We start from the raw sequence: 13,105 nt of genomic DNA on the forward strand, positions 1-13,105 counted from the left end.
GCGCACGGCAGTCCGTGCGCCCGCACCACCCTCGTCACAGGTTTACCCACCCCTCGGGGCGGGCCGGACCGGCGGTCCGGCCCGCGGCGGTCAGTCGACCGGCGAGGCCTCGGCGGCCTCGGCGGCGGCCACGAACTCGGCCACGTGCTCGCCCGTCACCAGGTACACCACGCGCTTGGCGACCGACACCGCGTGGTCCGCGAAGCGCTCGTAGTAGCGGCCGACCAGGGTGATGTCGACGGCGGTCTCGATGCCGTGGTGCCAGCGCTCGTCGATCAGGTGCGACAGCAGCTCGCGGTGCAGGGTGTCGATCGCGTCGTCGTCCTGCTCCATCTCCAGCGCCTTGTCGACGTCCTTGGTGGCGATGACCAGACCGGCCTTGGCCACCAGGCGCTGGGCGAGCTGGCCCATCTCCAGGACGGTGGAGTGCAGGTCGCGCGGCACGGCGGTGTCGGGGTAGCGCATCCGCGCGACCTTGGCGACGTGCCGCGCCAGGTCGCCGCAGCGCTCCAGGTCGGCGCTCATCCGCAGCGAGGTGACGACGATGCGCAGGTCCGTGGCGACCGGCTGCTGGCGGGCCAGCAGGTCGATGGCCCGGTTCTCCAGCTCGTGGTGCAGCTCGTTGATCTTCTCGTCGGCGGCGATCACGCTCTCCGCCAGCGCCAGGTCCGCGTCGAGGAGGGCGGTGGTGGCGCGGCCCAGGGCAGAGCCGACCAGCCGGGCCATCTCGACCAGGCTGTCGCCGATCGCATCGAGTTCCTCGTGGTACGCGTCGCGCATGTTCTCTCCTCAGTAGCTGTGTCGGTGGCGGTGCCGACCGGTCAGCCCGTCCGACCGTCGTTCCGGTGTCCGGGTGACCGCTGCTGGTGGCGCGCATCGTACGCGCACACCCGAGCCGGTGGCCGCTGTTCGGCGCACCGATCTCTCCCACACGGGCTGCCTGGCCAACTTTCGGCCGTCAGGGCGACGGTGCACGGCCGCCACGGTGAATCGGCGGCTTCCTGAAGGTGAATTCTCGGCAACGCGTGGTCGATGCCTTGATCCAACGCTTGGGGAGTGCCCTGGCCGTGCGCTTACGCTGGCCACATGGACGTGAACGTGGCCGCCGCCGCTGCCTGTGCCATAGCCGGGCTCGGCGTCGGCCTCACCGCCTCCATCGCCTTCCGCTGGAGCGAGCGCGAGCAGGCCAAGGGCAGGTACGGCGGAACCGGCGGCAGGAACCCAGGCCGGCACCAGTCGCTCGGCACCGGCAACCCCGAGCCGCCGCTGCCGCCCGGGGTCGACACCGTGCTCTCCGTGCTCCGCTCCTGCGCGATCGTGCTGGGCGAGGGCGACGAGGTGGTCAAGGCCAGCTCGGCGGCGTACGCGATGGGCCTGGTGCGCGGCGGCGCGGTCGCCGTGGACCAGATGCTCGCGCTGGCCCGCTCCACCCGCCGGGACGGCGAGATCCGCCAGGTCGAGCTGGAGGTGCCCCGGCCGGGCGCGGCCCGCGCGGCGGAGCCGCTCGCGGTCTCCGTCCGGGTGGCCCCGCTGGGCTCCCGGCTGGTGCTGGTGCTGGTCGAGGACCAGACCGAGCGGCGCCGGGTGGAGGCCGTCCGCCGGGACTTCGTGGCCAACGTCAGCCATGAGCTCAAGACCCCGGTCGGCGCCCTGTCGCTGCTCTCCGAGGCGGTCGTCGACGCGTCCGACGACCCGGAGGCGGTGCAGCGCTTCGCCGGCCGGATGCAGGTCGAGGCGGCCCGGCTGGCCAGCCTGGTCCAGGAGATCATCGACCTGTCCCGGGTCCAGGACGACCGGCTGATGGTCGATCCGGAGCCGGTCGCGGTGGACGAGCTGATCGCCGAGGCGATCGACCGCTGCCGCCAGCAGGCCGCCGCCAAGCAGATCCTGATCGCGGCGGGCGGCATCGCCGGCCTCTACCTGCACGGCAACCGAGGCCAGCTCGCCGCCGCGCTCGGCAACCTGGTCGAGAACGCCGTCAACTACAGCCCGCCCCGCACCAGGGTGGCCATCGCCACCCGCCGGATCTCCAGCGCCGCGGCGCTCGGGGAGGCGGACGGCGAGCTCATCGAGATCTCGGTCACCGACCAGGGCATCGGCATCTCCGAGAAGGACCGCGAGCGGGTCTTCGAGCGGTTCTACCGCGTCGACCCCGCCCGCTCCCGGGCGACCGGCGGCACCGGCCTGGGCCTGTCCATCGTCAAGCACGTCGCGGCCTCGCACGGCGGCACCGTCTCGGTGTGGAGCGTCGAGGGCCAGGGTTCGACCTTCACCGTGCGCCTGCCCGCCGGGCAGGAGCCCGCGGAGGACGGGCCCGACGACGGATTCGACGACGGGCCCGACCACGGGCCGGACCACGGGCCGGACGGCGACCCCGCCGGACCCGCCGCCGCACCCAGAACCCTCATCACGGACCGTACGGCCCGTCCGCTCCCCGCCGGGGAGCGGGAACAACACCTGTCAGACACAACCCCGCAGTTTGCCCCGGAGGCCTGATCGTGACCCGAGTACTGGTGGTAGAGGACGAGGAGTCGTTCAGCGACGCCCTCTCGTACATGCTCCGCAAGGAGGGCTTCGAGGTGGCCGTCGCCGCCACCGGCCCGGACGCCCTGGAGCAGTTCGAACGCAACGGCGCCGACCTCGTCCTGCTCGACCTGATGCTGCCGGGCCTGCCCGGCACCGAGGTCTGCCGCCAGCTCCGGGTGCGCTCCAACGTCCCGGTGATCATGGTGACCGCCAAGGACAGCGAGATCGACAAGGTCGTCGGCCTGGAGATAGGCGCTGACGACTACGTCACCAAGCCGTACTCCACCCGCGAGCTGGTCGCGCGGATCCGCGCGGTGCTGCGCCGCCGCGGCGAGGACGGCGGCGCGGGCGACAACGGCGGCGGCCCGGGCGCCCTGGAGGCGGGCCCGGTCCGGATGGACGTGGACCGCCACGTGGTGACCGTGGACGGCGCCAAGGTCGACCTGCCGCTCAAGGAGTTCGACCTGCTGGAGATGCTGCTGCGCAACGCGGGCCGGGTGCTCACCCGGATGCAGTTGATCGACCGGGTGTGGGGCGCCGACTACGTCGGCGACACCAAGACCCTGGACGTCCACGTGAAGCGCCTGCGGGCCAAGATCGAGCCGGACCCGGGCGCGCCGCGCTACCTCGTCACGGTCCGCGGCCTGGGCTACAAGTTCGAGCCGTAAACCGCCCCGACCACGCGGAAGGCCCCCTCCGGCAGCCGGAGGGGGCCTTCGCGTCGCTCCGGCGGGCCCGGGCGGGCCCGCCCGGCGGCGGGGTGGGGCGTCAGTGCGCGGCCGGGGCGGCCGGGGTGGTGGCCGTGCCGGTGGGGGTGGCGGCGCCGGTGGCCGGGGCGGTGGCACCCGGGGTGGCGGACTTGGAGGGGGTGGCGGTCGGGGACGAGGTGGGCCCGAAGCCCTTGTAGAGGCCGCGGCCGTGCTCGCCCGAGTCCGGGCTGACGCCGGCCTGGGTCTCGACCTTCTGACCGTCCTTGAAGGTGAAGACGGTCGGGACGAAGCCGCCGACGTGGACGGTCGCCGAGGCGACGTAGGCGGACGGGTTGTCCTGGCCGCCGATCACCACCGACCCGCCGGCCGGGACGACGATGCTGGACAGCGGGGCGCCGGCGGCGTCCTTGAAGGTCGCGGCGGCACCGCCGACGGTGACGGACTGGAGCTCGGTCGCGGTGTCCGCGGAGTTCGCGATGTTCACGACCACGTTGGCGGCACCGGTGTGGTCGCCCGCGGCGCCCTCCTCGGTGACGACCACGATGTTGTTCAGCCGGATGTTCGTGCCGAGGGTCGCCGCAGCGTTGTCGGGCTTGATCTGCAGGGTGTCCGGCGTGTTGCCGGCGGCGCAGGAGGACAGCGAGGCGATGGCGATGGCGGCGATGGCGGCGATGCTGCCGCGTCGAAGGCTGCGGCTCACGGCGGCGGCTTCTCCCTAGGTCACGTGTCGGTCGGTCAGGTCTCAGATTATCGACCTCGCTTATGCGCTCCTCACGGGGTGGTCCCCGTGTCGCACTCCCGGGGGCCGTCGAGGGCCGTCCGGCGGTACCTCCGGCGCCGCGTCCGACACGTCCGGGTCACTCGGCGGACAAGGTTCGACCAAGATCGAATAACGATTGCGCCGCGACCCGGAAAGGGGTGAAAGCTCAAGATCCAATCATGGTTGCGGGGGTGTTGCGCAAGGGTTTCGCCGAACCCCGGAACCGCCTCCGACCTGCGGGAAGCCCCTCTCGAACACCGGTCGCAGCACGTCATGGGGGTCCTTGTCAAGCCCCGAGACCGGCCCTGACCTGCGAAAACGCCCTTCGGGTGGGCCGAGAAGCGTGTTATTCTGGAAAGCCACGGAAGGGGTCCTGTCACATGACGTTCAAGGTTGGCGACACGGTGGTCTACCCCCATCACGGGGCCGCGCTGATCGAGGCCATCGAAACTCGCCAGATCAAAGGTGTGGACAAGACCTACCTGGTGCTCAAGGTGCAGCAGGGAGACCTGACGCTCCGCGTGCCCGCCGAGAACGCGGAGTTCGTCGGTGTGCGCGATGTAGTCGGCCAGGAGGGTCTGGACCGGGTCTTCGAGGTGCTGCGGGCACCGTACACGGAAGAGCCGACCAACTGGTCCCGTCGCTACAAGGCGAACCTGGAGAAGCTCGCCTCCGGCGACGTCATCAAGGTCGCCGAGGTCGTCCGCGACCTCTGGCGCCGCGAGCGCGAGCGCGGCCTCTCGGCCGGTGAGAAGCGGATGCTCGCGAAGGCGCGCCAGATCCTCGTCAGCGAACTCGCGCTGGCGGAGAACACCAACGAGGACAAGGCGGAGACGCTGCTCGACGAGGTCCTCGCCTCGTAGCGCACGCCACCGCAGTGCGGTCGGGCTGCCGCCCAACGCTCACAGCGCCCGGTGCCGGCGCGCCACTCCTCGGACGGACCGTCCGGGAGTGGTGCAGTGGCACGTCGGGCGCTGAGGCATGTCCGGACCACGCCACCCGCTCCGGCCGACCGAGGCCGACCAGACCGTTTCTGCACCCGCTGTCGTGCGGAGTTCGCGGAGCTGTGCGGCGGGCGGTGGACCGTGGTTCTTCGGAAGGGGCCCGGTGCGCCCGCCGGGCACGCCATGGCCATACCCACTTCGCCGAAGGAGTGAAACCTGAACGCGTCAGGAGCAGTCGCAGCAGCAGTGGTGCCCGCCGCCGGACGCGGTGAGCGGCTGGGGCCCGGAGCCCCGAAGGCCCTGCGGGAACTGGGGGGCGTGCCGCTCCTGGTGCACGCCGTCCGGGCCCTGGCCCGCAGCCGGGCGGTCGGCCTGGTCGTGGTCGCCGCACCCGCCGACGGGGTGGCCGAGGTGGTCGCCCTGCTGGACAGCCACGGGCTGGACGGCAAGGACATCCGCGTGGTGGCCGGCGGGGCGACCCGCCAGGAGTCGGTCCGGCTCGGCCTGGCCGCCATCCCGGACGAGGTCGGGATCGTGCTGGTGCACGACGCGGCCCGTCCGCTGGTCCCGGTCGAGGTGGTGGACGCCGTCGCGGCCGCCGTCCGGGCCGGGGCGCGGGCCGTGGTGCCGGCGGTGCCGCTGGCCGACACGGTGAAGCGGGTCGAGCCGAACCCGGGCGGCCCCGAGCCGGTGCTCGACACGCCCGAGCGCGCCACCCTGCGCGCGGTGCAGACCCCGCAGGGCTTCGACCGCGCCGCCCTGGTCGAGGTGCACGCCAAGGCGCTGGCCGAGGAGGGCGCGGGCACCGCCGACGCGCCGCCGGTCACCGACGACGCGGGCCTGGTCGAGCGCTACGGCGGCCGGGTCGTCGTGGTGCCCGGCCACGAGGAGGCGTTCAAGGTCACCCGTCCACTGGACCTCGTGCTCGCCGAGGCCGTACTCGCCCGCCGGAGGGCCGCCGATGCCTACTGACCCGCAGATCCCCGTGATCCCCCGGATCGGGATCGGCACCGACGTGCACGCCTTCGAGGCCGGCCGCCCGCTCTGGGTGGCCGGGCTGGAGTGGCCGGACGCCGAGGTCGGGCTCTCCGGCCACTCGGACGCCGACGTCGCCGCGCACGCCGCCTGCGACGCGCTGTTCTCGGCCGCCGGGATCGGCGACCTGGGCGCCCACTTCGGCACCGACCGCCCGGAGTGGGCCGGCGCGTCCGGGGTGAAGCTGCTCGGCGAGGCGGCCCGGCTGGTCCGCGAGGCCGGCTTCGAGATCGGCAACGTCGCGGTCCAGGTGATCGGCGTACGGCCGAAGATCGGCAAGCGCCGGGCCGAGGCGCAGGCCGCGCTGTCCGGGGCGGCCGGCGCCCCGGTGTCCGTCTCCGGCACCACCACCGACGGGCTGGGGCTGACCGGCCGGGCCGAGGGCCTGGCCGCCATCGCCACCGCGCTGGTGTACGAGCGGCGTTGAGCCGTGCGCGGTGAGCGGGCCGGAAGATCCCGCGCCTGACGGGTGTTCACCGGGTGTCCCCGGGGCCCGAGTCGCTAGTGTTCGACTCGGGCCCGTGCGGGGCTTCCGCTCGGGCCGCGCGCCGCGACGAGAAGAGGTTTCCGATGGGTGTCGAACTCGCCGACAAGGTCAAGGATCTGCTCGACAGCAAGAGCTTCGCCGTGGTCTCCACGATCCAGCCCGACGGGAGCCCGCAGGCTTCGGTGGTCTGGGTCAAGCGGGACGGCGACGACATCCTGTTCTCCACCGTCCAGGGCCGCCGCAAGCACCTCAACCTGGTCAGGGACCCCCGGGTGTCGCTGGTCATCAACTCGAAGGACAACCCGTACGAGTACTTCGAGGCGCGCGGCGAGGCCACGCTGACCACCGAGGGCGGGCGGGAGCTGATCGACGAGCTGTCCCACAAGTACATGGGCAAGGACTACGGCTGGGACGGCCCGGAGGACGTCCGGGTGGTCGTCCGGATCTCCCCGCGCAAGGTGGTCGGCAACATCTGATCCAGCCGCCCGCGCCGCACCGTTTCCCCGGGACCGCGCCCCCGTTGTCCCGGGGAATGTGGCGGGGCACCCCCCGGTGCCCACTACGCTTGACGCTGTGAGCATTCGTCTGTACGACACCAGCACCCGCCAGGTACGCGACTTCGTCCCGCTTGTACCGGGTTGTGTCTCGATCTACCTGTGCGGCGCTACCGTCCAGTCGGCGCCACACATCGGGCACATCCGGTCGTACCTCAACTTCGACCTCATGCAGCGGTGGTTCGCCTACCGCGGCTACCAGGTGACCTTCGCCCGCAACGTCACCGACATCGACGACAAGATCATCGCCAAGGAGCGCGAGCTCGGCACGCCGTGGTGGCAGATCGCCTACGAGAACGAGCGCGCCTTCAACGACGGCTACGACGCCCTCGGCTGCCTGCGGCCGACCGTCGAACCGCGGGCCACCGGGCACATCCCCGAGATGATCGAGATGATGCGGGGGCTCATCGAGGAGGGCCACGCCTACGCGGCCGACGGCAACGTCTACTTCGACGTGCGGTCGTACCCCGACTACCTGGCGCTCTCCAACCAGAAGCTGGACGACCTGCGCCAGCCGGAGGGCGAGGGCGAGACCGGCAAGCGGGACCAGCGCGACTTCGCGATGTGGAAGGCCGCCAAGCCGGGCGAGCCGAGCTGGGAGACCCCGTGGGGCCGCGGCCGTCCGGGCTGGCACCTGGAGTGCTCGGCGATGGCCCACAAGTACCTGGGCACGGCCTTCGACATCCACGGCGGCGGGCTGGACCTGATCTTCCCGCACCACGAGAACGAGATCGCCCAGTCCAAGGCCTACGGCGACGACTTCGCCAACTTCTGGGTGCACAACGCCTGGGTCACCATGGCCGGCGAGAAGATGAGCAAGTCGCTGGGCAACTCGGTGCTGGTCTCCGAGATGGTCCGGGCGTGGCGGCCGATCGTGCTCCGCTACTACCTGGCCGCCCCGCACTACCGCTCGATGATCGAGTACAGCGAGGAGTCGCTGCGCGAGGCCGAGGCCGGCTTCGGCCGGATCGAGGGCTTCGTCCAGCGCGCCGTCGAGCGCTGCGGCTCGGTCGACGCGGCGCCCGAGGTGCCGCCGGCCTTCGCCGAGGCGATGGACGACGACTTCGGTGTGCCGCAGGCGCTGGCCGTCGTGCACACCGCCGTCCGCCAGGGCAACAGCGCCCTGAACGCGGACGACAAGGAGAGCGTGGTGGCGCGACTGGCCGAGGTCCGTGCGATGCTCGGTGTACTGGGACTCGACCCGCTCGACCCGCACTGGGCCGGGACGGAGCGCGGCGAGGACCTCCACGGCGTGGTCGACTCGCTGGTCCGCCTGGTCCTGGACCAGCGGCAGGCGGCGCGCGAGCGCAAGGACTTCGCCACCGCGGATGCCATCCGCGACCAGCTCGGCCTGGCCGGGCTGGCGATCGAGGACACCCCGTCCGGCCCGCGCTGGACGATCAACAGCCAGTAACCCCATCCGACGATCGGGGTGATGGGTGGGCCGTACCGGACCGGTGCGGCCCTCCCGCATGACGTAGCGCATGCCGTCGGCCGCCACCGGGCAGACCGGGACGGCCGGGGCATGCCGGACAGACAGGAAGTACAGCCATGGCCGGCAACAGCCAGCGCAGGAACCGCCGCAACCCCGGATCGAAGAAGGGCGCGTCTGTCGGTACCGGCGGGCACAGCCGGAAGGCCCTCCAGGGCAAGGGCCCGACCCCGCCCGGCGCCGAGCGCAAGGGCCACCCCAAGCAGCGCGCCGCCAACGCCGCGCTCAAGCGCGAGCGGGACGCCAAGGCCCGGGCCGGCATGCGCCGGGCCGGCGGCGGCGGTCGTGGCGGCCGCGGCGGCGCGGGCAGCGCCGAACTGGTCTTCGGCCGCAACTCGGTGGTCGAGGCCCTGCAGGGCGACGTGCCGGCCAACGCGCTGTACGTCCAGCAGTTCATCGACACCGACGACCGCGTCCGCGACGCCTTCCAGGCCGCCAACGACCGCGGCATCCCGCTGATGGAAGCCCCCCGGGCCCAGCTGGACCAGATGACCGGCGGGATGAACCACCAGGGCCTGGTGCTCCAGGTGCCGCCGTACGAGTACGCGCACCCCGAGGACCTCCTGGAGGAGGCCTCCGACGCCGGCCAGGACGCGCTGATCATCGCGCTGGACGGCGTGACCGACTCGCGCAACCTGGGCGCCGTGGTCCGCTCCGCCGCCGCCTTCGGCGCGCACGGCGTGGTCATCCCCGAGCGCCGCGCGGCCGGCATGACCGCCGGTGCCTGGAAGACCTCCTCCGGCGCCGCGGCCCGGCTGCCCGTCGCCCGGGCCACCAACATGACCCGCACCCTGGAGGCCTACCAGAAGGCCGGCCTGATGGTGGTCGGCCTGGCCGCCGACGGCGAGGCCGAGATCGGCGACCTGGAGCTGCTGACCGGCCCGGTGGTGATCGTCGCGGGCAGCGAGGGCAAGGGCCTGTCCCGGCTGGTCTCGGAGACCTGCGACATGCGGGTCCGGATCCCGATGTCCGGCCTGACCGAGTCGCTGAACGCCGGTGTCGCGGCGGGCATCGTGCTGTACGAGGCCGCTCGGCTGCGCGCCAAGCGCTGAGGTTCCGCGGAGCACGGCCGGGTCCTGCCGGACGCCGCTGGGACCGGCCGGGCGCTTCGGGGTGCCCTGGGACCGGCCGTGCGCTGAGCACGGCCGGGGCGCTGAGCACGGGCGGGGCGCGGAGCGCAGGCGATCTCCTGAATTCCCCGCAATCCGAGTGGAAGGCGATCGGGCCCGACCGGGCCCGATCGCTTTTTTCATGATCACTTCAATGGTGCGCCGGACATCCACCCGGGAGAGTGTCCAAAGCGGCGGTCACCCGGTTAGACGGGCGTGGACACCAGAACACCTCGGCGCCCCCTGTTCGGCGACGGCAGCACCGGGATAGACGCGGGCCCCGGCCTCAACACCGTCAAGGTGGAGTCGGACCCTTCGCGGCTCAGCAGCACCCAGGCGAGCTTCCGGCTCCGGCTCGGCGCCCCGGTGGCGCCGCTGATCGAGGCCCCGGCCGGACTGCTGTCCACCGGTGCCGCGTTCGGCGACCCGTACGCCTACCAGGGCCTGATCCGTCGTCCGCTGGTCACCCCGCAGGTCGTCGTGCCGGCCTCCACCGTCCCGGTGCTGGCCGGGGTCGGGGCCGGGGCCGGCGGCGCACCGCGCCGCAAGGGCCGGGTCACCGCCGTCACCTGGACCGGCCAGGCACCCCCCGGGGACCTCGCGGCCACCCAGCTGCTGGAGGCGGTGCGCCAGGGCGGCACCCCGGCCGGCGGCGTCCGCCTGGTCGACGCGGACACCCAGCTGCTCCCGTCCCTCGCGGGTGCCCGGGTCCTGCCGCGCCAGCCCCGCGAGGGCGCCGGCACCGCCACCGACGCGGGCGTCGGCCCGGTCGGCGAGCCGCACGGCTGGACCCCGAGCGGCGAGCTGCCCGAGGTCTCCGCCGTCGACGCCGAGGGCAAGCAGCCCTGGTACCCGGGCCGCCGGGTCGACCTCGGCCTGGTGCTGCTGCCGCTGCGCGCCGTCCTCGGCTCGCTCTCGGTCTACGCCGGGTTCAGCAAGCTCTGCGACCCGGTGTACTTCGACGGCGGCGAGCGCGGCTCGATGATGCGCTGGCTCTCCTCGCTGCACCCCTGGAAGGTCGCCGAACCGCTGCTGGCCTTCGCCATGGCGCACCCGGTGGGCGCCGGCCTGGTGGTGTCGTTCACCCAGATCGTGGTCGGCGTGCTGACCGTCCTCGGCCTCTGGCAGCGGTTCGCCGCCGGCGCGGCGATGGCGCTCTCCGCCGCGCTGCTGTTCACCGTCAGCTGGCGGGCCGTCCCGGTCTACGACACCCCGGACCTGATCTTCCTCGCGGCGTGGAGCCCGCTGCTGATCGCCGGGGCGCCGTTCGCCTCGCTGGACGGGCGGCTCAGCCTGGAGGCCTGGCGCCGGTTCGGCGCCGACGCGCCCGGGGCGCTGCGCCGCCGGGTGCTGCGCCGCGGCACCGTCGTCACCACCGTCGTGGTCGGCCTGACCCTGCTGCTCGGCTCGATGCTCGGCGCCGCCGTCCGCACCGGTGCCCGGGCGCACCAGGCGCCGGACCGCCCCGCCACCGACTACGGCACCCCGGTCTGGCCGTCCGGCAGCCCGTCGGGCGCCCCCGGCGGCAAGGGCACGTCCACCACGCCCCCGCCCGCCACCCCGCGCCCGGCCACCCCGACGCCGAGCGCGCCCGCCCCGTCCACCACGCCGTCCGCCAAGCCGGCCACCCCGACGCCGAGCGGCAAGGGGCACTCGGCCAAGGCGGAGGCCGGGTCGGGCGCCTCCCCGGCCGCGTCCGCGCCGTCCGGCGGCTCGGGCGGCACCGCCCCCGCGTCGCGCAGCACCCCGGCGGCCGGCGGCGCGGGGTCGGCGCCCAAGTCCAGCCCCACCTCGGGCGGACTGCTCGGCGGGGTGCTGGGCAGCGCGCCGCTGACCGACCTGTCCGGCGGCCGGGCCACCCACCCGGGGGCGCCGACCGCGACCTGAGGCCCCGGGGGCGACGATCGGCCGGGTGCTCCGTGGGGGAGCACCCGGCCGACGTGCGTCCGCGTGCGGTGGGCCGGTCGCCGGTCGCCGGTCGCCCGTCGCCCGTCGCCCGTCGCCGGTGGGCCGGTTACCGGGGCGCCCGGCCCGCGCCGGAGGCGAGCTCCTTGGCGGCCTCGGTGAGGTCCTTGGCGGTGTCGATGGCCCGCCAGTACACGCCCTGCGGCAGCTGGTAGCCCGCCAGCCGCTTGCCGCGGGCGAGTTGGGGGAAGGTGGTGCGCTCGTGGTCGCCCGCGTCCGGCAGCAGCCCGGCGAACTCCGGGCTGAACACGTACAGGCCGGCGTTGATCAGGAAGGGCGAGGGCGGGGCCTCGATGAAGTCCAGCACGTTGCCGAACTGGTCGGTCTCCACCGCGCCCCAGGGGATCCGCGGCCGGGCCAGCGCGAGCGTCGCGACGGCGTCCCGCTCGTGGTGGAAGGCGGCCATCTCGCGCAGGCTGAAGCGGGTCCAGATGTCGCCGTTGGTGGCGTACCAGGGCTCGTCCGGGCGGGGCAGCGCCTTGGCCGCGTACTTGAGCCCGCCGCCGCGTCCGAGCGGCTCCGCCTCGACCACCGTGCGCACCCGCAGCGGCAGGTCCGCCTCGTCCAGCCACTCCTCCAGCACGCCGGCGAGGTGCCCGCAGGAGACCACGGCGTCGGTGACGCCCTCCTCGGCCAGCCAGGCCAGCTGGTGGCCGAGGATCGGCGTGCCCGTCCCGGGGATCTCGACCAGCGGCTTGGGGCGGTCGTCCGTGTAGGGGCGCAGCCGGGAGCCCTGACCGCCGGCCAGGATGACGGCCTGGGTGACGGGCGTCGTGGTCGGCCGCGGCGGGCGGGGCCGGGGGTGCGGGGCGGCGGACGGGAGGTCGGCGGCGGGGCCGGAGTCAGCGGTCATGCCTGAACAATAAGGCGGCGGACGAGGGCGTCCGCCGCCTCGGGGGCGTCCGTCGCCGCCGCCCGCTCAGGGGCCGCGGCCCTCCCGACTCCCCGGCCGTCTCCGGCCTTCCTCAGCCGTCTCCGACCGTCTCCGGCCTGCCTCAGGGCCTCTCCGGCTCCTCAGCCGACGACGCCGGCCGCGAACGACCCGTCGCAGACCGGGCGGGCGAAGGAGCGGGCCCGCTGGACGTCGCCCTGGTACTTGCGCACCGCCGCCCTGCCCAGCTCACCGGCCAGCGAGGTGCAGTAGGGCGTCAGCGACGGCTGCTCGCGCATCGAGCGCTCCAGCAGGTCCAGCGCGGCGGAGGGGTTCTTCGCGCGCAGCTCGTCGAGCAGCGCCACCCGCAGCGACTCCTGCGGGGCGAGCCCGTCCGAGCCCTTGGCCGCGGCGCCGGCCGCGTTGTTGGAACGCCCGATCCCGGCGCCGTCGCCGCTGGAGGCCGCCACGACCTGCTGGTCGAGCCCGGTCGGCGGGGCCCACGGGACCCGGGTCACGGCGAGGGTGCCGGTGGTCACCAGGACGACCGGCAGGGTCAGGGCGACGGTCTGGCCGATACGGCGCACTAGCTGCTTCACCCTCAGGAGAGTAGCGGTGAGTGCGGGCCGGATCGCCCTCCGTTACACCATCG

General features: G+C 73.7%; 13 protein-coding genes. 9 read left to right on the top strand and 4 right to left on the bottom strand.

Features of this window, described 5'->3' with window-relative positions:
* Nucleotides 1–90: 90 nt before the first annotated feature.
* Nucleotides 91–780, bottom strand: a complete 690-nt coding sequence (phoU, locus tag ACIQI7_RS36915) for a phosphate signaling complex protein PhoU (protein WP_401118689.1) — start codon at nucleotides 778–780, stop codon at nucleotides 91–93.
* Nucleotides 781–1,086: 306 nt separating this feature from the next.
* Between phoU and ACIQI7_RS36920 the strand changes: the two genes are divergently transcribed.
* Entirely contained in the window at nucleotides 1,087–2,496 is a 1,410-nt protein-coding gene (locus ACIQI7_RS36920) for a sensor histidine kinase (protein WP_401118691.1), read from the top strand.
* A 2-nt stretch (nucleotides 2,497–2,498) separates the two neighbouring features.
* Nucleotides 2,499–3,194: a response regulator transcription factor gene (locus ACIQI7_RS36925; protein ID WP_031069385.1), complete on the top strand. Its 696-nt coding sequence runs from the start codon at nucleotides 2,499–2,501 to the stop codon at nucleotides 3,192–3,194.
* 100 nt (nucleotides 3,195–3,294) lie between these two features.
* Here ACIQI7_RS36925 and ACIQI7_RS36930 read toward each other — a convergent pair whose 3' ends face one another.
* A complete protein-coding gene (locus ACIQI7_RS36930; RefSeq protein WP_401118694.1) occupies nucleotides 3,295–3,936 on the bottom strand; it encodes a DUF461 domain-containing protein in 642 nt (213 codons plus the stop codon).
* 440 nt (nucleotides 3,937–4,376) lie between these two features.
* Here ACIQI7_RS36930 and ACIQI7_RS36935 point away from each other — a divergent pair, with 440 nt between their 5' ends.
* The 7 genes from ACIQI7_RS36935 (at nucleotide 4,377) to ACIQI7_RS36965 (ending at nucleotide 11,504) form a co-directional block, all read left to right on the top strand.
* A complete protein-coding gene (locus ACIQI7_RS36935) occupies nucleotides 4,377–4,859 on the top strand; it encodes a CarD family transcriptional regulator (RefSeq protein ID WP_014136563.1) in 483 nt (160 codons plus the stop codon).
* A 297-nt stretch (nucleotides 4,860–5,156) separates the two neighbouring features.
* Nucleotides 5,157–5,912, top strand: coding sequence for a 2-C-methyl-D-erythritol 4-phosphate cytidylyltransferase (ispD, locus tag ACIQI7_RS36940; RefSeq protein ID WP_387753189.1), 756 nt, complete (start codon nucleotides 5,157–5,159; stop codon nucleotides 5,910–5,912).
* The gene (ispF, locus tag ACIQI7_RS36945) at nucleotides 5,902–6,402 is read left to right on the top strand and encodes a 2-C-methyl-D-erythritol 2,4-cyclodiphosphate synthase (RefSeq protein WP_401118696.1); all 501 of its coding nucleotides are present in this window, start codon (nucleotides 5,902–5,904) and stop codon (nucleotides 6,400–6,402) included. Before ispD ends, ispF begins: the two co-directional genes overlap by 11 nt.
* A 143-nt stretch (nucleotides 6,403–6,545) precedes the next feature.
* Nucleotides 6,546–6,938: a PPOX class F420-dependent oxidoreductase gene (locus ACIQI7_RS36950; protein WP_387752802.1), complete on the top strand. Its 393-nt coding sequence runs from the start codon at nucleotides 6,546–6,548 to the stop codon at nucleotides 6,936–6,938.
* A gap of 97 nt (nucleotides 6,939–7,035) precedes the next feature.
* Nucleotides 7,036–8,430 (top strand): cysteine--tRNA ligase, encoded by a 1,395-nt coding sequence (gene cysS, locus ACIQI7_RS36955; protein WP_401118699.1) that lies wholly within the window; start codon nucleotides 7,036–7,038, stop codon nucleotides 8,428–8,430.
* Between the two features lie 137 nt (nucleotides 8,431–8,567).
* The gene (rlmB, locus tag ACIQI7_RS36960; RefSeq protein ID WP_401118702.1) at nucleotides 8,568–9,560 is read left to right on the top strand and encodes a 23S rRNA (guanosine(2251)-2'-O)-methyltransferase RlmB; all 993 of its coding nucleotides are present in this window, start codon (nucleotides 8,568–8,570) and stop codon (nucleotides 9,558–9,560) included.
* Between the two features lie 273 nt (nucleotides 9,561–9,833).
* A complete protein-coding gene (locus ACIQI7_RS36965) occupies nucleotides 9,834–11,504 on the top strand; it encodes a DoxX family membrane protein (RefSeq protein WP_401118705.1) in 1,671 nt (556 codons plus the stop codon).
* A 127-nt stretch (nucleotides 11,505–11,631) separates the two neighbouring features.
* On the opposite strand, the gene ACIQI7_RS36970 is transcribed toward ACIQI7_RS36965, so the two are convergent.
* On the bottom strand, nucleotides 11,632–12,435 hold the full coding sequence (locus tag ACIQI7_RS36970) for an NDP-sugar synthase (RefSeq protein WP_401118708.1): 804 nt from the start codon (nucleotides 12,433–12,435) through the stop codon (nucleotides 11,632–11,634).
* A gap of 161 nt (nucleotides 12,436–12,596) precedes the next feature.
* On the bottom strand, nucleotides 12,597–13,052 hold the full coding sequence (locus ACIQI7_RS36975) for a hypothetical protein (protein ID WP_401118710.1): 456 nt from the start codon (nucleotides 13,050–13,052) through the stop codon (nucleotides 12,597–12,599).
* Nucleotides 13,053–13,105 lie beyond the last annotated feature (53 nt).

The organism is Kitasatospora sp. NPDC092039 (assembly GCF_044756065.1).
Taxonomy (GTDB): domain Bacteria; phylum Actinomycetota; class Actinomycetes; order Streptomycetales; family Streptomycetaceae; genus Kitasatospora.